We start from the raw sequence: 19,392 nt of genomic DNA, 5'->3' as shown, positions 1-19,392 counted from the left end.
ATGCCCATTCACGTATACGACACGCTGATCGTCGGTGCCGGCTTCACCGGCGTAGGCGCAGCGATCAAGCTGACCGAAGCGGGCGTCGACGACTTCGTCATCCTCGAGCGCGCCGACCGCGTCGGCGGAACCTGGCGCGACAACACCTATCCCGGTGCCGCCTGCGACATCCCCTCGCTGTTGTATTCGTTCTCGTTCGTCCACAACCCGGGCTGGTCTCGCGCCTACTCACCGGCCGACGAGATCTGCAAGCACATCGAGGACACGGTGTCCGACTTCGGCCTTGAACCCAAGATCCAGTTCGGGGTCGAGGTCAACGCGCTGGAATTCGACGAAACCCAAGGCCTGTGGACGGTAAAGGCGAACGGGCGCAACAGCTTCCGGGCCCGCACCGTCGTGCTGGCGTCGGGCCCGTTACCCGACCATGACTGGCCGGCGATTCGCGGCCTGGACACCTACGAGGGTCACAAGATCCACAGCGCCCGTTGGGATCACACCTACGACTTCACCGGCAAGCGGGTCGCGGTCATCGGAACCGGCGCGAGCGCGGTGCAGATCATCCCCGAACTCGTCAAGGAGGCGCAGTTCGTCAAGGTCTTCCAGCGCACACCCGGCTGGGTGCTGCCCCGGCTCGACCTGGCCACGCCCGCCAAGGCTCAGGAACTGTTCGCGAAAGTGCCTGCGGTACAAGAACTTGCGCGACAAGCGCTGTTCTGGGGACACGAGATCTCGGCGACGGCACTGGTGTGGGACACTCCGCTGACGGGGCTGGTGGCCAGGCTCGGCAAGGCCCACCTACGCCGCCAGGTCAAGGACCCATGGCTGCGGCGCCAGCTCACACCCGACTTCACGCCGGGGTGCAAGCGGATGCTGATCTCCAGCGACTACTACCCCGCGTTGCAGCGTGACAACTGCAAGCTCATCGACTGGCCGATCGCCACGATGAGCCCGGCCGGAATCCGCACCAGCGACGGCATCGAGCATCACGTCGACTGCGTCGTCTTCGCCACCGGCTACGACGTGCATCTGACGGGGCCGCCGTATCCGGTCACCGGAATCGGTGGCCGGTCCCTGGCGCAGGAGTGGGCCGGCGGAGCACAGGCGTACAAGAGTATCAACGCGCATGGCTACCCGAACCTGTTCTTCATGACGGGGCCCAACTCCGGTCCTGGCCACAACTCGCTGCTGGTCTATGTCGAAGGACAGCTCGACTACGCGGTGCGTGCCATCACCACGATTCTCAACGAGAATCTGCGCTATCTCGATGTGCGCGCGGACGTGCAGCGGCGCTACAACGACCGCATTCAGAAGCGGCTGGCCAAGACGACATGGATGTCGGGCTGCAGCAGCTGGTACCTGACCGCCGACGGATTCAACGCCGCGATGTATCCCGGCTTTGCCACGCAGTATCTTCGACAGATGCGGGACTTCCGGTTCGGTGACTACGAGGCGGTCGCGCACGACGCGATCGGTGCGCGCGTACAAGCATGACGACCAGGCCGGACGCGTCGTCGCGCAAGCCGCGGCAGCAGTCCGGTGCGATTTCCACGGTGCTGACAAACCTTCGCCGCCGGGTCCAGCGCGGCTCACGCGACGTCATCGAGACGGCGGTAGCGCAGTTGTTCGACGCCGCCGTCCACCCGCACGGGGTCGCCGCGTCGGGCGAATACCGCATCGATGACCTGGCCCGGCTGGCGGGCACGACGACCCGCAACATCCGCGTGTATCGCGATCGCGGGTTGCTGCACCCTCCGCTGCGCGTCGGCAGGCTGGCCCTGTTCAACGACACGCATCTGACCCGGTTGCGGCTGATCACGTCGCTGCTGGACCGCGGCTACAACATCGCCCACGTCAATGAGATGCTCAGCGCCTGGGAGCAGGGCAAGGATCTGGGCTCGGTGCTCGGGCTGGAGTCGGCGATCGCGGGCACCTGGGCGGCGGAGAAGCCGCAGACGATGACGGTCGTCGACGCGCGGCGGCTGATCGACGACGACGCCGCATTCGACCGGCTGGTCGGGGCTGGGCTGATTCGGCTCGAGGATGACGACGCAATCGTGGTGCGGCCCAAGCTGATCGAGGCGTTCAACGATATCCGCGAGTACGGGGTGTCCATCGACAAGCTCATCGACATCCACGAACAGGTGCTGCCTCTGGTCGACCAGATCAGTGCGATCCTGGTGCAGGCGGGCCTCGAGCACGTGCAGGATCGGATCAAACCCGGCGTAGGACTGCCTGACGACACCGAGGTCGCCGAGTTGATCACGATGCTGGTGCGGTTCCGGACGCAGGCGGTGGCGGCGGTCACCGCGACGCTGGCGTCGTCCATCGAGTCGACGATCGAGGAACTGGTCAGCCGCATCCTCGCCGACTATGTCGCGGCGGCGCCCGACGCGGACGCGTAGCAGCCTGGTCGAAGCACCTCCGAGGATGCGGTCGGTCAGCTTAGGGCGAACGCGGCGCTGAGGTGCACAAATCCTGGTTAGCGTTGGCCACATGATCGCCACGCAGGAGGTCACCTACGACGTCGACGGTCTGACGATGGTGGCCCACTTGGCACGGCCAGACGGCAAGGGTCCCTGGCCGACAGTGCTCATTGGACACGATGGAATCGGTCTAGATGACTATCAACGCGGCCGCGCCGACGACCTCGCCAAGCACGGCTACCTCGCCCTCGCGATGGATTACCACGCTGGCCGGACGTTCTTCGGCGACCCGCAAGCGATGTTGGCGCGGGTTATGCCCCTGATGGCTGACCCCACCCGCATGCACGCCATCGGCCGTGCTGCGCTCGACGTTCTACTCGCTGTACCCGGCGCAGACCACGACCGGCTCGCAGCGCTCGGATACGGTGCCGGTGGCCGGATCGTGCTCGAACTTGCCAGCGCGAGAGTGCCATTCAAGGCAGTCGCCGTGATCCATCCGGGCTTGCCAGCCGCGTGCGCCGAAGACTGGAACAACGTGGGCGGAGCCTACTTGCTATGCACAGGCTCCGAGGACCCCCTCTGCACTCCCGATCAACTGTTCGCGTTCGCCAGCGCGCTTCAGGATGCCGGAGTTGATTGGCGCGTAAACGTTTACGGTGGAGCCAAGCATGCTTTTTGGGCCGCTCCGACGCATCCTGACGGTTCATTGACCGGTGGCACCACCCACGTCGTCGCCACCGTGCCCGGCGTCGGTCATCACGCTTTGCACGCGACACGGGCCTGGCAGGCGGTGCTAGACCTGCTCGATGAGACAGTTGGAGCTTCGTCCGCGAGCCACTAAGCACTGCACATGGGGCGGGCGACTTTCACAAAGAGAAGTCACTCCCACTCGATGGTGCCGGGCGGCTTGCTGGTGACGTCCAGCACAACCCGGTTCACCTCGGGAACTTCGTTGGTGATGCGCGTGGAGATGCGTTCGAGCACCTCGTAGGGCACCCGCGTCCAGTCGGCGGTCATCGCGTCCTCGCTGGACACCGGACGCAGCACGATCGGGTGGCCGTAGGTGCGGCCGTCGCCCTGCACGCCGACCGACCGGATGTCGGCCAGCAGCACCACCGGGCACTGCCAGATCTGGTTGTCCAGGCCCGCCGCGGTCAACTCCTCGCGGGCAATCGAGTCCGCGCGGCGCAGCGTGTCCAGCCGGGCGGCAGTGACCTCGCCGACGATCCGGATGCCGAGACCGGGCCCCGGAAATGGTTGGCGCGCAACGATTTCCTCGGGCAGACCAAGTTCGCGGCCCACCGCGCGCACCTCGTCCTTGAACAGCAGCCGCAGCGGCTCGACGAGTTTGAACTTCAGATCGTCGGGAAGCCCGCCGACGTTGTGGTGGCTCTTGATGTTGGCCGCGCCTGTGCCGCCACCAGATTCGACGACGTCCGGATAAAGGGTGCCCTGCACCAGAAACTCGACGTCAGAACCGCTGTCACCCACGATGTCTCGGACAGCACCCTCGAACGCCCGGATGAACTGGCGGCCGATGATCTTGCGCTTGCCCTCCGGGTTGGTGACCCCGGCCAGCGCTTCGAGGAACCGGTCGGCGACGTCGACAGTCACCAGGTTGGCCCCGGTGGCGGCGACGAAATCACGCTGCACCTGTGCGCGTTCGCCCGCACGAAGCAGGCCGTGGTCGACGAAGACGCAGGTCAACCGATCGCCGATGGCGCGCTGAACCAACGCTGCGGCCACGGCGGAGTCCACACCGCCCGACAGTCCGCAGATAGCCCTGCCGTTGCCGATCTGGTTGCGCACCTGCTCGACCAGCGAGTCAGCGATGTTGGCGGGCGTCCAGGACGAGTCGATACCCGCGAACTCGTGCAGGAACCGGCTGAGCACCTGCTGTCCGTGCGGCGTGTGCATCACCTCGGGGTGATATTGCACACCCGCCAGGCGCCGCTCCCGGTTCTCGAACGCCGCCACCGGGGCGCCGGCGCTGGTGGCCACCACGTCGAAGCCATCGGGAGCGGCGGTGACGGCGTCGCCATGACTCATCCACACCGGTTGGGTCGTCGGTAGATCCGAATGCAGCTGTCCCCCAGACACATTCAGGTCGGTACGGCCGTACTCGCTGGTTCCGGTCTTCGCGACCGTTCCGCCGAGGGCCTGCGCCATCGCCTGAAACCCGTAGCAGATGCCGAACACCGGGACCCCGAGGTCGAACATCGCGGGATTCAGTTGCGGCGCGCCGTCGGCGTACACGCTGGCCGGTCCACCCGACAACACGATGGCCTGCGGGTCCTTGTCCTTGATGTCCTCGACGCTGGCGGTGTGCGGGATGACCTCCGAAAACACCCTGGCTTCCCGGACGCGGCGGGCGATGAGCTGCGCGTATTGCGCGCCGAAGTCGACCACCAACACGGGGCGAGGCGATGCTGATTCCACCGACTCAGTCTAGTTGGCTGGGCAAAACGCGCGCCGTGACGTCGACGCTTCAGACATGCAGCGCTGGAAACGGCCCAAAACCCAAGTTGCGCACCACAAACCACACGACCGTCAACGCGAGAACCGTCGGCGCCGACCATCGCAGGTGCTGCCAGCTGCGCACCTGCCTGCCCACCAGCCTCCCGTACGTCCACGCCGCGAACGCCCACACCAGCAGTAACACCGCCACCAGACCGAGAGCGTTGTAGTGCGCCGCGGAGGCGAAATCGAGGTGGAGCAGGGAATAGATCATCCGCAGGCTCCCGCAGCCCGGGCAATCGATGCCCAGCAGCGCCTTCGTCGGGCAGACCGGCAGGATCCCGCCGGGGATCGTCGGGTCGGCCGCCCAGATGACGGCGCACCCGCCCCCCACCGCGGCGGCGACCGCCAACGGCGCGGCGAGCGGGTGGACGTGCATCACGAAACGGACATGTAGCCGGATAGTCCACCGGCGACGGCGAGGACGCCGTAGATGATGAGCCCGATGACGCCTGCCACGGCGCCCCAGATGGCCCACTTCTTGGCGCTGTCGGCGGCGCTTTGGGCCTCGGCGTAGCGCCCCTGCACCCACAGCCCCGAGACCTTGCTCGCGTAGAAGATCGACACGACGCCCAGCGGCAGACAGCACAGCAGCGCACACAGGATGCCCCACACGAGGTTGCTGTCCGGCTGTTGCACGGGGTAGCCACCCTGCGGCGCTCCGTACGGCGGCTGTCCATAGGGCGGGGGTCCATAGGGCGGAGGTCCGGACGGCGGCGGTGGGGGCGGCTGATACGTCATGTAGTAAGTCCTTTTTCTAGAACCAACTGGCGTCACGGGTTTGCGAGCGCCGCTGTGAAACCCGCTCAATATAAAGCACCGATTTGCTGTCTGCGTGGTGAATCAAGCCGCCACAGCACCGATACGGCCTCGTCACCGCAGGCCGGTCACGCAGAGACGCCCTCGACGTAGTGGGTGATCATGTCCACCAGCGCGCGTCGCTCACGGCGGGTGTCCACCGGCTCCGACACCACAAGCGTGGCCACCACGAGCCCGCGCAGCGTCGCCCAGATCAGATTGCCGATCGCCGCCGCGTGGCGCGCGTGAAGGCCTTCGCCGATGTGCTTGCCCAACCGGGCCATCGTGGCGCCGAGCGTGGCAAGGTGCGCACTGGCCCCGGTATCCCGCATGGCGCGGGTGGCGATCAGGATCTCCAGCGCCGCCATCGACGTCGGGCTGGAGAACGCCTCCCAAGCCGCGTTGACGACGAATTCTGCTCGGTCACCGACGTTTTCGGCGGCGAGCGGCAGGCCGCGCAGCGCCGCGGTCAGTTCGGCGAAGCCCTTGTCCACGACCGCCATCAGCAGGCCGTCGCGGTCCCCGAAGTGATACTGCACGACACCCCATGTCACCCCGGCCCGCTCGGTGATGTGTTTGGCGCTGGCAGCGGCGAACCCCTCGTCGAGGATGCAGCGAATCGTCTCGTCGATCACCAGTGCGCGGGTGCGCTCGGCACGCAGTTGTGTCACCACATCACACCGCGGATATGCGCTGCGGGCAGATCACGGGCGGCCAGCAGTCCGCTCGGTGCGGTGCACACCGGTTCGATCATGTTGACGGCGCGGGCGGCGGTGGCGATCACGCCGCCTTGGTTGTGGTCGACGCCGGCCAGCCCCACATGTGCGTTGATCTCGACGCCGGGTTCACCCGCGACGGTGACGCGGTGCACGCCAGCGCGACCGTCAGGCGGATACGCCCAGTCCGGTCCTGCGATGTCGGTGAGCCGATTGACGTGCTCCATGGTGATGATGGGCTCCCCGGCACGCACGCCCTCGACTGCGAACCGGACAGCAGCCACTCCACCCGCTGGGACTGTCATCATCGTGCACGTGATCGGCTCTGGAGTCACCCAAGTTTCGTGACGCTCGCGAACGTCATCGAGCTCGACGCCGAGGCACTCGGCGAGACTTTTGACCTGCCCGCCCCATAGCGACGTCAGCACCCCTGGTGCGAACATGATCGGGGTGTGATCGGGTGTGGTACCGAATCCCATACTGGCGCCGGTGAATTCGGCATCGTCGTAGGTGCCGTAATCGAAGATCTCCTGCACGGTGATCGCGGTGGCACGCGCCGCCAGACTCAGCGCGGTGTACACCAACGTATCGCCGGAGAAGCCGGGATCGATTCCGTTGATGTACAACGACGTGCCGCCCGCCTCGCATGCGAACTGCAGGGGCTCGCGTAGCCACCCGTCGGCGAACTCGGGCGCGACCAGCCAGACCATGGACGTCCCAACGACATTGGTACCCGCCACGAGGAATCGGGAGATCTCATCGATGGCCTCGCTCGGGCGCATCTCTGCCTGTGACGTGTACACCACGCAGTCCGCACCCAGCGCGACGAGTGCGTCGATGTCGTCGGTCGCCACCACGCCACTCGGCGTCGTCAGTCCGCACAACTCCGCGGCGTCGCGGCCCACCTTCTGCGCGCCGCTGGCATGCACGCCGACCAGTTCCAGGTCGGGGCGTTCGATGATCGTGCGCAGCGCATGGCGGCCCACGTTTCCGGTGGAGTATTGGATGACTCGTCGCACGTGAATTCCCTAGAGCAGATCGGTGATGGTTTTGAGGCCAGCCTCGTAGAGCACACCGGGCAGCATGCCGCCGTCGATCTCGATGGTGGTGCCGTTGATGAAATCGGCTGCGCCGCTGCACAAGAACACGCAGGTGCGACCGACTTCCGCGGGCTCCCCCGCGCGTCCGAGCGGCACGCTGCGGAAATACTGCGCACCGTCGGGATCGTCCTTGGGCAATACGAAGCTGCGGAAGTTGTCGGTCATCGTCGGGCCCAGCGCCAGCGCATTGACGCGCACCCGCGGCCCCCACTCCTCGGCCAGCGAACGGGTCAGCTGGTTCAGGCCCGCCTTGGCGGCGCCGTAGGACACCAGCGTCGGTGAACCCGCGGGATGCCCAGCGCCGCTGGAGATGTTGATGATCGACCCGGTGCCGTCCTGTTCGCGCATCTGCCGGTACACCCGGATCGCGAACCACAACGGGCTGATCAGGTTCATCTGGATCGCGAACGAGTGGAACAGCACGGTGCGCTCGAATTCGTCTTCGCTACGTGGCGCGCCCTGAATCTGCGAAACCAACGACGGCACCTCCTCGACGTGGGGGGTGGGCACCGTGCCGCCTGCGTTGTTGACCAGGATGTCGATGCGGCCGTAGGTCGCAACCACCTCGGAGACAAACTCATCGATCGCGCGGTAATCGCCTTGATCGCACGTCATTTGGGCGCAGCGCGACGACCACTCGGATGTGATGCCCGGCAGCTCGTCGATTTTCGAGCGCGAGCAGCCGATCACGGTGGCGCCTGCACGCAGCAGTTCGTGCGCGATGCCGACGCCGACGCCCCTACTCGTGCCCGTGACGATCGCGATCTTCCCGTCGAGTGCGCCCATTCGCAGAACCATAAAGCACTCAATGTTTTGTCGGAGCGTTTCTCGACTTCGCGGACAGCGCAATTCGCGCAGGGATCGCATGGCGGCGCATTAGCTGGGTTGTGCGACGTCGATGGTGCATCCTTAGCGGTGTGAATGTCGACGCGATCCTGCAGACGATCCCTCCGCTGGCCATCTACCTCATCGTCGGGGCCGTCATCGGCATCGAAAGCCTTGGCATCCCGCTGCCCGGGGAGATCGTGCTCGTCAGTGCCGCCCTGCTGGCATCCCGTCACACCCTCGACATCAGCCCGGTGGCCGTCGGCGCGTCCGCCACGATCGGAGCCATCATCGGCGACACGATCGGATACTCGATCGGTCACCGGTACGGCATGTCGCTGTTCGAACGCCTCGGCAACCGCTTCCCCAAACACTTCGGCACCGGTCACGTCGCGCTGGCCAAACAGCTGTTCCACCGCTGGGGTGTCTGGGCGGTCTTTTTCGGTCGCTTCATCGCGCTGTTGCGGATCTTGGCAGGCCCGCTCGCCGGGGCGTTGAAGATGCCCTATCCGCGTTTTCTTGCCGCCAATGCCAGCGGCGCGCTGTGCTGGGCCGGCGGCACCACCGCAGTTGTCTACTATCTCGGGCTGGCCGCCGAGAAGTGGCTGTCGAGGTTTTCGTGGATCGCGCTCGTGGTCGCGGTGCTCATCGGTATCGGCATGACGCTGTTGCTGCGCGAACGCACCGCCAAGGCGATCGCTCACCTAGAAGACAAGCACGACTGGGAATCTCTGAAGAAGCACTAAGCCATCTGTTTGTGGTCGGGCAACCCGCCCGTCGCCTCGAACACCACCCGCTTGCCGATCTCGACGGCATGGTCGGCGAAGCGTTCGTAGAACCGGCCGAGCAGCGCGACGTCGACCGCCGAACACACCCCGTCCTGCCACTTGTGATCGATCAGCAGCGTGAACAGGTGGCGGTGTTCGGCGTCGACGGCGTCGTCCTCGGCGCGCAGTTGTACGGCCTTTTCGGGGTCGCGCGAAATCAGCACCTCTCGGGCCATCCGCGCCAATTTCACTGCCCTGTAACCCATCTCGGAGAAACTGGCGCGCACATCATCGGGCAGCGCGCATTCCGGATGCCGCAGCCGGGAGATTCTGGCGACGTGCACCGCCAGCGCGCCCATCCGCTCGACGTCGGCGCCGATGTGGAGCGAACCCACAATCGTCCGCAAGTCACCCGCGACCGGTTGCTGCGTCGCGAGCAGTTTGATCGCGCTTGCCTCGGCCTTTCTGCTCATCGCGACGATGTGCTCATGGTCGGCGATGACCTGCTCGGCCACCGATAGGTCGGCGCCCAGTAGCGCTTCGGTGGCGCGTTCCATCGCGTCGGCGGCCAGCCCGCACATGTCGCCAACTTGCGCGGACAGTGCGGAAAGCTCCTCGTGAAAGGTTGTCCGCATGGTCTGACCTCCGGTCTCAGGGTACTCGCGTAGCAAGTACCCAAGCCGGAGCGACGCAAACCGGTGCGGATCAGTGGCCTTGCTGGGTGCCGAACTGGTTGCGGTTGTCGGTGTGTCCAAATTGGTCGCGTTGCTGCCATGTCGGCGTCGCAGTGACTGTCTGAGTCTCCGTCGCCACCGACGTCTGGACGGTGGTTTGCACTGTCGTCTGCACGTCGGTTTCGGTATTTGTCACCGTGTTGGGAGCGACTGTGACGGTGTCGGTTTCGGAAGCTTGGGCTGCACCACCACCTGACCCGCCCGACGAGTCGTGCTTTTCATGGTGGCCGCCACCTGACGCCGCGGCCGAAGTCGCCGTGGTCGTTGTTGTCGTGCTAGTCGCGGTCGGCGCGGGTGTCGCGCTCGTGCTGCACGCCACCGAGAGCACCCCGGCCGCGACGGCGGTGATGCCGACGCTCAGGGATGCGCGCTTGCGGATATGGGCAGTGATCAACGACAACGGGCTCTCGCTTCCTCGCAAAGTTACGATCGGACAGCGAGATTCATACCTGCCGGCCAGTGACAGGCACCAGAACCGTTACGTAGAGCTCGCTGTCAGCCCGCTGAGCTAACCGGTTCGATGGGCAGCTGGCGCAGCGCCGCAGGCGCGTCGGCTGGCACGACAGGATGTTCCGGCGGAATGGGTGCGAGCCGCTTGTATGGCTGGCCCTGCGCTGGGCGTTGGTCCACCTGACCCTTGTTCGGCCACAGCGACGCCGCCCTTTCGGCCTGCGCGGTGATCGAAAGTGACGGATTCACACCAAGATTCGCAGAAATCGAGGCACCGTCGTGCACCGAGAGCGTCGGGTAGCCGTACACCCGCTGGTACGGGTCGATGACGCCGTGCTCGGGCGTATCGCCGATGGCGGCCCCGCCAAGGAAGTGCGCGGTCAACGGGATGTTGAACAGCTCGCCCCAGGTACCGCCCGCCACGCCGTCGATCTTCTTGGCGATCCGACGAGTGACCTCGTTGCCTGCCGGGATCCACGACGGGTTGGGTTGGCCGTGGCCCTGCTTGCTGTCAAGCCGTCGGATGCCGAGCCTGGTGCGCCGCGTGAAGGTGGTGATGGAGTTGTCGAGATGCTGCATCACCAGCGCGATCATCGTGCGCTCGCTCCACCGCCGAGGGTTGAGCAACCGAATCATTCCTCGGGGATCCTCACCGGCCTGCTGGAAGAACTGCTTCCACCGCGGAACGTCAGTCCCCTGCGGCCCGTCGCCGTCGGTCATCAGCGTCTGCAACAGTCCCATCGCGTTCGAGCCCTTGCCATATCGCACCGGCTCGACGTGTGTGTCCGACGTCGGATGGATCGACGAGGTGATCGCGACACCGTGCGTGAGGTCGAGGTCGGGCGCCACGGTGAAGCGGCCCGCACCCACGATCGACTCGGAATTCGTCCGAGTCAGCACGCCGAGCCTGTCGGACAGCTTGGGCAACTTGCCCTTGTCGCGCATCTTGAACAGCAGCTTCTGCGTGCCCCACGTGCCCGCAGCGAGCACCACATGCGAGGCGGTGTACGTGCGCCGCTTGAGCGGCAGCAAGCCCGTTCTGGCAGTGCGGACCTTCCATGACCCGTCGGACTGCGGCTCGATACCGGTCACAGTGGTCATCGGAATGACCTCTGCCCCAGCTCTTTCCGCGAGCCCGAGGTAATTCTTGACCAACGTGTTCTTGGCGCCGTAGCGGCAGCCCGTCATACAGGAACCGCATTCGATGCATCCGGTACGGGCTGGCCCGGCGCCACCGAAGTACGGATCTGGCACGGTTTTGCCCGGCATTTTCTCACCGTCCGGCCCGAAGAACACGCCGACCGGTGTCGGCACGAAGGTGTCACCGACGCCCATGTCGTCGGCGACCTCTTTCATCACGCGGTCGGCGTCGGTGAACGTCGGGTTCTTGACCACGCCGAGCATGCGCTGAGCCTGGTCGTAGTGCGGCATCAACTCGGCGCGCCAGTCGGTGATGTTCTTCCACTGGGGGTCGTTGAAGAACGGCTCCGGCGGCACATACAGCGTGTTGGCGTAGTTAAGGGAACCGCCGCCCACGCCGGCGCCTGCCAGGATCATGACGTTGCGCAGCAGATGGATTCGTTGAATGCCGTACATGCCGAGCTTCGGCGCCCACAGGAACTTGCGCAGGTTCCACGAGGTCTTGGCGAAGTCTTCGTCATTGAACCGTCGGCCCGCCTCGAGCACCCCGACGCGATAGCCCTTCTCGGTGAGCCGCAGCGCGGTGACACTTCCCCCGAACCCCGAACCAATGATCAGAACGTCATAGTCAGGTCGCATGCGACCAGTATGGACTTAGCGCTCGCAAAGTTCTAGACAGGGGGGCCTAATTTGTAAAGCGACGCGTCGCCGAGCAGCGGAAATCAGGACCCGACGGTCAGGCCGACCTTCTGGAACTCCTTGAGGTCGCAATAACCGGCCTTCGCCATTGACCGGCGCAGCCCGCCGACCAGGTTCAGCGAGCCGAACGGGTCGTCCGACGGGCCGCCGAGCACCTGCTCGAGCGGCGGCCGCTCACCGATGGCCACCTGCAGCAGCGCGCCGCGCGGCAGCGACGGGTGGGCAGCCGCGGCCGGCCAGAACCAGCCGCCGCCAAGCGCCTCGGCCGCCGTCGCCAGCGGCGTGCCGAGCACCACCGCGTCGGCTCCACATGCGATGGCCTTGGCCAGGTCGCCGGAGGTGTGGATGTCCCCGTCGGCCAGCACATGCACATAGCGCCCGCCGGTCTCGTCGAGATATTCGCGACGGGCCGCAGCCGCATCGGCGATCGCCGTCGCCATCGGCACGCTGATGCCAAGCACCTCGTCGCTCGTCGTGACGCCGGAGGTCGAACCGTAGCCGACGATCACGCCGGCGGCGCCGGTGCGCATCAGGTGCAGCGCGGTGCGATGGTCGAGCACGCCGCCCGCGACCACCGGCACGTCGAGCTCGGAGATAAAGGTCTTCAGGTTCAGCGGCTCGCCGTCCTGCGCGACGCGTTCGGCCGAAATGATGGTGCCCTGGATGACCAACAAGTCGATGCCCGCCGCGACCAACGCCGGCGTCAGCGACTGCGCGTTCTGCGGACTCACCCGCACCGCTGTCGTAACGCCTGCCTCACGGATGCGCGCCACCGCTGCGCCAAGCAGCTCGGGATCCAGTGGCGCCGAATGCAATTGCTGCAACAGTCGAATCGACGCCGACGGCTCGGGTTCCTTCTCGGCGGCCTCGAGAACTTGAGCGATCTTCTCCTCGACGTCGGCGTGCCTGCCGATCAACCCTTCGCCGTTGAGCACGCCGAGCCCACCGCATCGCCCGAGTTCGATCGCGAACTCCGGTGAGACCAGCGCGTCGGTCGGATGCGCCACCACCGGGATCTCGAATCGGTACGCGTCCATCTGCCAGGCCGTAGACACATCCTGCGACGACCGGGTGCGCCGCGACGGCACGATGTTGATGTCGCCGAGTTCGTATGTGCGACGGGCGGTTCTGCCCATGCCGATTTCAACCATGTCTCGCATGGGTCATCTCCTCTTCACGCACGCGCACATCGGCGCGCCCACCCTTCAGCGGGCGTAGTAGTTGGGCGCCTCGACGGTCATCGCGACGTCGTGCGGATGGCTTTCTTTCAGGCCCGCCGCGGTGATCTGCACGAACTGCGCCTGTTGCAACTGCTCGATAGTCGCCGAACCGGTATACCCCATGGCCGCGCGCAGACCGCCGGTGAGCTGGTGGATCACCGTCGACAACGGCCCGCGGAACGGCACCCGGCCCTCGATGCCCTCCGGCACCAGCTTGTCCTCGGAGAGCGCGTCGTCTTGGAAGTAGCGGTCCTTCGAATATGACTTGGCGCCGGCACGGCCCTGCATCGCACCGAGCGAGCCCATGCCGCGGTAGCTCTTGAATTGCTTGCCATTGACGAAGATCAGCTCGCCAGGCGACTCGGCGGTGCCCGCCAGCAGCGAGCCCAGCATCGCAGTAGACGCGCCGGCGGCCAACGCCTTGGCGATGTCGCCGGAGTACTGCAATCCACCGTCGGCGATGACCGGCACGCCGTGTGGCGCACAGGCGGCGACGGCCTCGAGGATCGCGGTGATCTGCGGTGCACCAACGCCCGCGACCACGCGCGTGGTGCAGATGGAGCCGGGGCCGACCCCGACCTTCACCGCATCGGCGCCCGCATCGACCAGTGCGGCGGCCGCCGTGCGCGTGGCGACATTGCCACCAATCACCTCGACCCGATCGCCCAGCACCGTCTTGACCCGGTGCACCATCTCGAGCACCGTGCGGTTGTGTGCGTGTGCGGTGTCCACCACAAGTACGTCGACGCCCGCATCCGCCAGGGTCATCGCGCGCGTCCACGCGTCGTCACCCACACCGACCGCGGCGCCGACCAACAACCGGCCGTCGCTGTCTTTGGTGGACAGCGGGAACTGTTCGGTCTTGACGAAGTCCTTGACGGTGATCAGCCCGGTCAGCTTGCCGTGTCCGTCGACGATCGGCAACTTCTCAATCTTGTGGCGGCGCAACAGTCCTAGCGCGGCCTCGGCGGAGACGCCGGCCTGCGCGGTGATCAACGGGGCCTTCGTCATCACCTCGGAGACGGGCTTGGACTGGTCGACCTCGAATCGCATATCGCGGTTGGTGATGATGCCGACAAGCGCGCCGTCGGCGTCGACCACCGGCAGCCCGGAAATCCGGAACCTCGCGCACATCGCGTCGACCTCGGCGAGCGTGTTGTCCGGCGAGCATGTGACCGGGTCGGTGACCATGCCGGCCTCTGAGCGCTTGACCGTCTCGACCTGGCCGGCCTGCTCTGCGACGGGCAGGTTGCGATGCAGCACACCCATGCCGCCCGCGCGGGCCATCGCGATGGCCATCCTGGACTCGGTGACGGTGTCCATCGCCGAGCTGACCAACGGCACCCGCAGGCGGATCTTTCTGGTGAGCTGGCTGGAGGTGTCGGCTGTGGCGGGCACCACATCTGAAGCGGCGGGCAGCAGCAGTACGTCGTCGAACGTGAGCCCGAGCATGGCGACCTTGGTCGGGTCATCGCCGCCGGTCGGCACCGGAACGGCGATGGGAATGCTGCTTTCAGCAATCGACATGGGCGGGCCTTCCCGTGACAAGCACAGTCGTCGAGCTAGACATCCATCTTATCGGCAATGAAGTCGCCGCTTCGGCCCCACACTGGCTTGCGGACACGCAGGTAACGAGGTTGCCAACGGCTGGCGCGATGCCAGGGCTGCTGCGTAGTGTGGACTCGTGCGAGATCACCTGCCACCGGGTTTGCCGCCCGATCCGTTCGCCGATGACCCGTGCGACCCCTCGGCGGCGCTTGATGCACTCGAGCCTGGCCAGCCGCTTGACCCGCAGGAGCGGACAGCGGTCGAGGCCGATCTCGCCGATCTGGCGGTCTACGAAGCGCTGTTGGCACACAAGGGAATTCGCGGTCTAGTGGTGTGCTGCGACGAATGCCAGCAGGACCACTATCACGACTGGGACATGCTGCGCGCCAACCTGCTGCAGCTGTTGGTCGACGGCACCGTACGTCCGCACGAGCCGGCCTACGACCCCGAGCCCGATGCCTACGTGACCTGGGATTACTGTCGCGGCTATGCCGACGCGTCGCTCAACGAAGCCACGTCGGAATCCGACGGTTATCGCTAAGGGCTAAACCCGCTGTCAGCCGTCGCCGCGCTTTTTGGGCGGCGGCATCTCCCATGTCGTCGTCGTGACCGGAATGTTGACTGACGGCGGAATTTCGACCACCGGATTCTGAGGCGCCGGGTTCTGCGTCACCGGGCTTTGTGTCGCCGGGCTCTGAATCGCCGGGGCCTCAGGTGCGCGCTGACGCGGCGCCTCTGACGGAACCGTCACCGGGGGCGCGACGACCTGGGCGCCGCCGGCGACCGGTGAACCGGAGTCGCCCCCCGCGGGCGGTGCGCCGCCACCCGCAGGCGGCCCGGCGATGACAGCCGGTGAGGTCGTGGTGGTCGTCGTGACCGCGTGAGTAGTCGTTGTCGTCGTGGTCGTTGTCGTCGGAGTCGGCGACGACGTGGTCGTGGTCGGCGTGCCACTCGGCGGCGGCGGTTCAGCGGAAGCCGAACTCGATGTCGACGAACTCGGCGTGGTGGCCGACGACGAAGACGACGTCTCCGACGGCGAAGACGAAATGGTGGTCGCCGACGACGTGGCGCTGTCGGTCACCGACGAAGTCGTCCCCGTGTTGGAATCCGGCGCAACCACAGCGGGCTCGGGCATCGGCGGCGGTGGCGCACCGGGCGGCAGCGTCGCGTCGGCGTCCTTGGCGTCGACCTTGACGGTCAACTCTTGCCACTGTGTGACCAATTCTTGTTTCTGCTCAACGTCATTGACGGTCGCCACCGTCGTGGTGACAGCCTGCAGCTTGTCCTGCGCGGCCTGCCACTGACCCTCATCGATCAGCTGCTGCACCTCGGCCAGTTGCTGCGAGGCGAGCGTCACCTGGTCGGTTCGGGTCTGCTCGCCGAACAATGCCGTGTGCAAGCCGTACAGCGCGTCGCCAGGACCGGAGCTCGCGACCACGGCACCGAAACCGCCGATGCACAACACGGCCGCGGCGACCGAGCCGACCAGAGCCATCGAGAAGCGGGTGCGCTTGCGGGCGTCGATTGCACGCGTCAACGCCGTCGCGGCATCGCGCGGCGTCACGGGCCGCATCAACGGCGGAGTGCGAATCTCGTCGCGCCAACCGGCCAGCAGCTGCGCGAGTTCAGCCTCGCTCGGCTCGGTCGAGTACACCGGCTGTTGACCGGCCAGTGCATCGAGGAACCGGTCCGTGCGGTTGATTTCATTGAGCGACGGGTCGCCGCCGCTCGCGTTCCAGCGTCCGAAGTCAGGCACGGCCGTGCTCCGTCGCGCTGATTTCAGACTTCAGCTTGGCCAGTGCCCGGTGCTGTGCGACCCGGACCGCGCCGGGCGTCGAGCCGACGGCCTCTGCGGTCTCTTCGGCGCTCATCCCGACGACCACGCGCAGGATCAGGATCTCGCGCTGTTTTTCGGGCAGCACGGCCAGCAGCTTGTTCATCCTGGCGGCCGATTCGGAGTCCAAAGCCATCTGCTCGGGTCCCGCTTCCAGGGAATATCGCTCCGGCACGACGTCTGTCGGGTCGGAACGATTCCTGGCCGCCGCGCGGTGCGCGTCAGCAACCTTGTGTGCAGCGATGCCATACACGAAGGCCAGGAACGGTCGTCCCTGATCCTTGTAGCGCGGCAGGGCCGTGATGGCGGCCAAGCACACCTCCTGTGCGACGTCATCGGCTGAAAGACCACTTCGCTCTGTCGTCCCAACCCGGGCTCGGCAGTACCGAACCACGATCGGGCGAATGATCTCCAGTACCTCCCGGAGCGCGTCCCTGTTGCCAGCCACCGCCTCAGCAACGACAGCATCGAGACGTTCTCCCGAAAATGTCATCGTGAGTGGTATCTCCAGCGTTACGTGAGGGACACGTCCCCGAGGTGTGGACGTCAGCTAAACAATAACGATCATCAAGGCGTGACCATTGTCAGCGCTCCGCCAGGTCGCCACCCCGGCGACGCACCGTAGCTGCGCATTCGTTACGAATCCTCAGCATCTCTGGTGCCGTGTGACGGGCGCTGCCGATGTCGGCCAGCAAGCAGGCCAACGCCCAGCGCAGTGGGATGATTCCCAGCCGCTCGGTGTCCTGTAGTGCGGCATCGGCGACCTCCCTGGACGCATCCAGCTCGCCGGCACTGCACAACGCCGCGGCCCTGACGACCTCCGATTTCACCGCGTGCCGGGCCGATCCGAGCGCCTCGGCCAACTCGACGGCGCGTTCCGCGTGGCCAACGGCCCTGCCACCCTCACCGCAGGCCATCGCCAGCTCCGCAGACACCCACGCCAGCCGGACCGGCAACCTTGATCCGCTGACCAACCCGCCGGCGCGCTGGAGCGCGACAGCCGAGGCGGCCAGCCTGCCGACGCCGAGTGCGTCGGCGGCCAGCCCGATGAGCGCGTCAGCGCCCGCCTCTTGGTCGCAACCTGCCAGCGCCAGTGCCCGCCCGTCCCAGCCGCGGGCGCGGTCGTGCCAGCCGAGCTGACGCAGGAACGACGCCCTGGTGCTGTGCGCCAGCGACGCCAACGGACCGCGATGCTGTGTCCGGCACAGCTCGTCCAGATCCGCGATGGCGTTGCCGTAGCGGCCCTGCCCGCCCGCAGCCACCGCACGCAGCCACAGCTCGTGCGGAGTGGACGCCGCCGGCAACGGCCAGAGATTCGGTGTGCCACCGAAGGCCGCGTCACTGAGACTGCTCATCGGGTCGCGACGCTATCAATACACGGTGCAATACCCGGTACCGCCGGGCACGGCTGGGACGTATTGCGAAAATTGGGATCGGTTAACAGTTCATGGTCGCCACGTTAAATCGATGTCAACCGGCGTCAGGTAGCGACGGCCTTTGTTTGCGACGTGACGAGAAGCGAACAGCGAAAACACAAGTCGTGATTGCAGTGCCGGTCTTTCGTTACCACCGCCAGCGTTGCCGGAGGGTCGCAACGATGAACGTGATGTAAATTCTCGGCCTGCGGTTATGTGGTTGAGCACATGATCGGGCTATTGACGAAATTTCGTGAGCCCCCCTAGTTTGTGTGCACGAGTAGTCATTGGCGACTTGTGCTCGGATCGGTTCCACACAACTCATGCGCCCATCTGTCGCGAAAAGGGTGGGTAGAGAGGGGTTTTCCTATGCCACAGCCGCAGCAGCTACCCGGACCAAATGCCGACATCTGGGATTGGCAGATGTCCGGCCTGTGCCGAGGTGTCGATTCGGCAATGTTCTTTCATCCCGACGGCGAACGTGGCCGGGCCCGCGCACAGCGTGAGATGCGCGCCAAGGAGATGTGTCGTCAATGCCCCGTCGTCGCCCAGTGCCGCGCCCATGCCTTGGCCGTCGGCGAGCCCTACGGCATCTGGGGCGGCCTGTCCGAATCTGAGCGTGAATTGTTGCTGAAGCGAGGGATCCGCCGCGCTTCCTGAAGACCGCATACCGAAAGGGCCCTACTCCGGCGATCCGGGTGGGGCCTTTTTCGTCTGGTCGTCTGCCGCCACGTCCGAACACAGCGCGATGAAGTCCGATGCCAGCACGAGGTAGAGGTGGCGCTTCTTGTCGCGATCAGATGACACGTAGATGCCATCGAAGAGGTCCGCGGTCTCACCACAAAAGAACGTGAAAGCGAAGCTGTGCATGATCTCGTGGCACAGGTCCGTGACCGAAAGCCTGCTGCGACGGCCGTTCTCGAAGTCGTAGCACCCCGAGATGTCGTCTGGATCAGGCGGCGGCGCCGCGGTCAGCTCGTATCGCCTGACCGGGATGTGACGCCGACACATCTCCGCCGACACGCCGTGTGAATCGACGAGCTTTCGCATCGCGTAGGAACCGACGATGAAATCCCGTTCGATCAGCAAGCCGGTGCGCTCGGTCCACCGCGTCTGCTTGGTCTTCGCCTCCAGTCGGTCGGCGACCTTGACAAGCTCGTCTTTCCACTGGACTGCGTCCTCGATCACCCAGTGACAATAGGTGGC

At 65.9% G+C, this 19,392-nt stretch carries 21 protein-coding genes; 6 read left to right on the top strand and 15 right to left on the bottom strand.

The genetic code is table 11. The annotated features are described in order from the left end of the window. From J3E61_RS16580 to J3E61_RS16570, 3 genes are all read left to right on the top strand, one after another. Complete coding sequence (locus tag J3E61_RS16580; protein WP_210084275.1) at positions 1–1,491, top strand: NAD(P)/FAD-dependent oxidoreductase; 1,491 nt, start codon at positions 1–3, stop codon at positions 1,489–1,491. Further along, on the top strand, positions 1,488–2,402 hold the full coding sequence (locus J3E61_RS16575) for a MerR family transcriptional regulator (RefSeq protein WP_192721911.1): 915 nt from the start codon (positions 1,488–1,490) through the stop codon (positions 2,400–2,402). Before J3E61_RS16580 ends, J3E61_RS16575 begins: the two co-directional genes overlap by 4 nt. Positions 2,403–2,493: 91 nt before the next feature. Continuing rightward, complete coding sequence (locus J3E61_RS16570) at positions 2,494–3,264, top strand: dienelactone hydrolase family protein (protein ID WP_210084274.1); 771 nt, start codon at positions 2,494–2,496, stop codon at positions 3,262–3,264. A 38-nt stretch (positions 3,265–3,302) separates the two neighbouring features. Here J3E61_RS16570 and guaA read toward each other — a convergent pair whose 3' ends face one another. The 6 genes from guaA to J3E61_RS16540 form a co-directional block, all read right to left on the bottom strand. Continuing rightward, positions 3,303–4,862 carry a glutamine-hydrolyzing GMP synthase gene (guaA, locus tag J3E61_RS16565; RefSeq protein WP_192721913.1) on the bottom strand — a complete coding sequence of 520 codons (1,560 nt, stop codon included), beginning with the start codon at positions 4,860–4,862 and terminating at the stop codon, positions 3,303–3,305. A 49-nt stretch (positions 4,863–4,911) separates the two neighbouring features. Next, positions 4,912–5,319 (bottom strand): DUF2752 domain-containing protein, encoded by a 408-nt coding sequence (locus tag J3E61_RS16560; protein ID WP_210084273.1) that lies wholly within the window; start codon positions 5,317–5,319, stop codon positions 4,912–4,914. Beyond that, entirely contained in the window at positions 5,319–5,681 is a 363-nt protein-coding gene (locus J3E61_RS16555; protein WP_192721914.1) for a CD225/dispanin family protein, read from the bottom strand. The genes J3E61_RS16560 and J3E61_RS16555 overlap by 1 nt, the downstream gene beginning before the upstream one ends. Positions 5,682–5,827: 146 nt before the next feature. Next, positions 5,828–6,409 (bottom strand): TetR family transcriptional regulator, encoded by a 582-nt coding sequence (locus J3E61_RS16550; RefSeq protein ID WP_192721915.1) that lies wholly within the window; start codon positions 6,407–6,409, stop codon positions 5,828–5,830. Beyond that, positions 6,406–7,473: a dihydrodipicolinate reductase gene (locus J3E61_RS16545; protein WP_210084272.1), complete on the bottom strand. Its 1,068-nt coding sequence runs from the start codon at positions 7,471–7,473 to the stop codon at positions 6,406–6,408. The genes J3E61_RS16550 and J3E61_RS16545 overlap by 4 nt, the downstream gene beginning before the upstream one ends. A gap of 9 nt (positions 7,474–7,482) precedes the next feature. Next, the gene (locus tag J3E61_RS16540) at positions 7,483–8,340 is read right to left on the bottom strand and encodes an SDR family oxidoreductase (protein ID WP_210084271.1); all 858 of its coding nucleotides are present in this window, start codon (positions 8,338–8,340) and stop codon (positions 7,483–7,485) included. Positions 8,341–8,471: 131 nt separating this feature from the next. Here J3E61_RS16540 and J3E61_RS16535 point away from each other — a divergent pair, with 131 nt between their 5' ends. Further along, a complete protein-coding gene (locus tag J3E61_RS16535; RefSeq protein ID WP_192721918.1) occupies positions 8,472–9,125 on the top strand; it encodes a VTT domain-containing protein in 654 nt (217 codons plus the stop codon). On the opposite strand, the gene phoU is transcribed toward J3E61_RS16535, so the two are convergent. The 5 genes from phoU to guaB form a co-directional block, all read right to left on the bottom strand. After that, the gene (gene phoU, locus J3E61_RS16530; RefSeq protein WP_192721919.1) at positions 9,122–9,781 is read right to left on the bottom strand and encodes a phosphate signaling complex protein PhoU; all 660 of its coding nucleotides are present in this window, start codon (positions 9,779–9,781) and stop codon (positions 9,122–9,124) included. The two genes, J3E61_RS16535 and phoU, sit on opposite strands and share 4 nt — an antisense overlap. Before the next feature lie 70 nt (positions 9,782–9,851). Next, positions 9,852–10,280 (bottom strand): hypothetical protein, encoded by a 429-nt coding sequence (locus tag J3E61_RS16525; RefSeq protein WP_210084270.1) that lies wholly within the window; start codon positions 10,278–10,280, stop codon positions 9,852–9,854. 95 nt (positions 10,281–10,375) lie between these two features. After that, the gene (locus J3E61_RS16520) at positions 10,376–12,109 is read right to left on the bottom strand and encodes a GMC family oxidoreductase (RefSeq protein WP_210084269.1); all 1,734 of its coding nucleotides are present in this window, start codon (positions 12,107–12,109) and stop codon (positions 10,376–10,378) included. 83 nt (positions 12,110–12,192) lie between these two features. Continuing rightward, a complete protein-coding gene (locus J3E61_RS16515; RefSeq protein WP_192722460.1) occupies positions 12,193–13,320 on the bottom strand; it encodes a GuaB3 family IMP dehydrogenase-related protein in 1,128 nt (375 codons plus the stop codon). A gap of 54 nt (positions 13,321–13,374) precedes the next feature. Beyond that, the gene (gene guaB / locus J3E61_RS16510; RefSeq protein WP_192721922.1) at positions 13,375–14,916 is read right to left on the bottom strand and encodes an IMP dehydrogenase; all 1,542 of its coding nucleotides are present in this window, start codon (positions 14,914–14,916) and stop codon (positions 13,375–13,377) included. 157 nt (positions 14,917–15,073) lie between these two features. Here guaB and J3E61_RS16505 point away from each other — a divergent pair, with 157 nt between their 5' ends. Beyond that, positions 15,074–15,478 (top strand): DUF5319 domain-containing protein, encoded by a 405-nt coding sequence (locus J3E61_RS16505; protein WP_085192450.1) that lies wholly within the window; start codon positions 15,074–15,076, stop codon positions 15,476–15,478. Between the two features lie 15 nt (positions 15,479–15,493). On the opposite strand, the gene J3E61_RS16500 is transcribed toward J3E61_RS16505, so the two are convergent. The 3 genes from J3E61_RS16500 to J3E61_RS16490 form a co-directional block, all read right to left on the bottom strand. Then, a complete protein-coding gene (locus J3E61_RS16500) occupies positions 15,494–16,693 on the bottom strand; it encodes a hypothetical protein (RefSeq protein ID WP_210084268.1) in 1,200 nt (399 codons plus the stop codon). After that, positions 16,686–17,264, bottom strand: a complete 579-nt coding sequence (locus J3E61_RS16495) for a sigma-70 family RNA polymerase sigma factor (RefSeq protein WP_210084267.1) — start codon at positions 17,262–17,264, stop codon at positions 16,686–16,688. Before J3E61_RS16495 ends, J3E61_RS16500 begins: the two co-directional genes overlap by 8 nt. A 91-nt stretch (positions 17,265–17,355) precedes the next feature. Then, positions 17,356–18,126 (bottom strand): hypothetical protein, encoded by a 771-nt coding sequence (locus J3E61_RS16490; RefSeq protein WP_210084266.1) that lies wholly within the window; start codon positions 18,124–18,126, stop codon positions 17,356–17,358. A 429-nt stretch (positions 18,127–18,555) separates the two neighbouring features. On the opposite strand from J3E61_RS16490, the gene J3E61_RS16485 reads away from it, so the two are divergent. After that, complete coding sequence (locus J3E61_RS16485) at positions 18,556–18,846, top strand: WhiB family transcriptional regulator (protein ID WP_015305128.1); 291 nt, start codon at positions 18,556–18,558, stop codon at positions 18,844–18,846. Positions 18,847–18,867: 21 nt separating this feature from the next. Here J3E61_RS16485 and J3E61_RS16480 read toward each other — a convergent pair whose 3' ends face one another. Beyond that, positions 18,868–19,374: a hypothetical protein gene (locus tag J3E61_RS16480; protein ID WP_210084265.1), complete on the bottom strand. Its 507-nt coding sequence runs from the start codon at positions 19,372–19,374 to the stop codon at positions 18,868–18,870. Positions 19,375–19,392: the final 18 nt, after the last annotated feature.

Source organism: Mycobacterium sp. OAE908, from assembly GCF_017872775.1.
Lineage (GTDB): Bacteria > Actinomycetota > Actinomycetes > Mycobacteriales > Mycobacteriaceae > Mycobacterium.
Note: the sequence above shows the minus strand (reverse complement) of the source record. Positions and strands in the feature narration are given on the sequence as shown.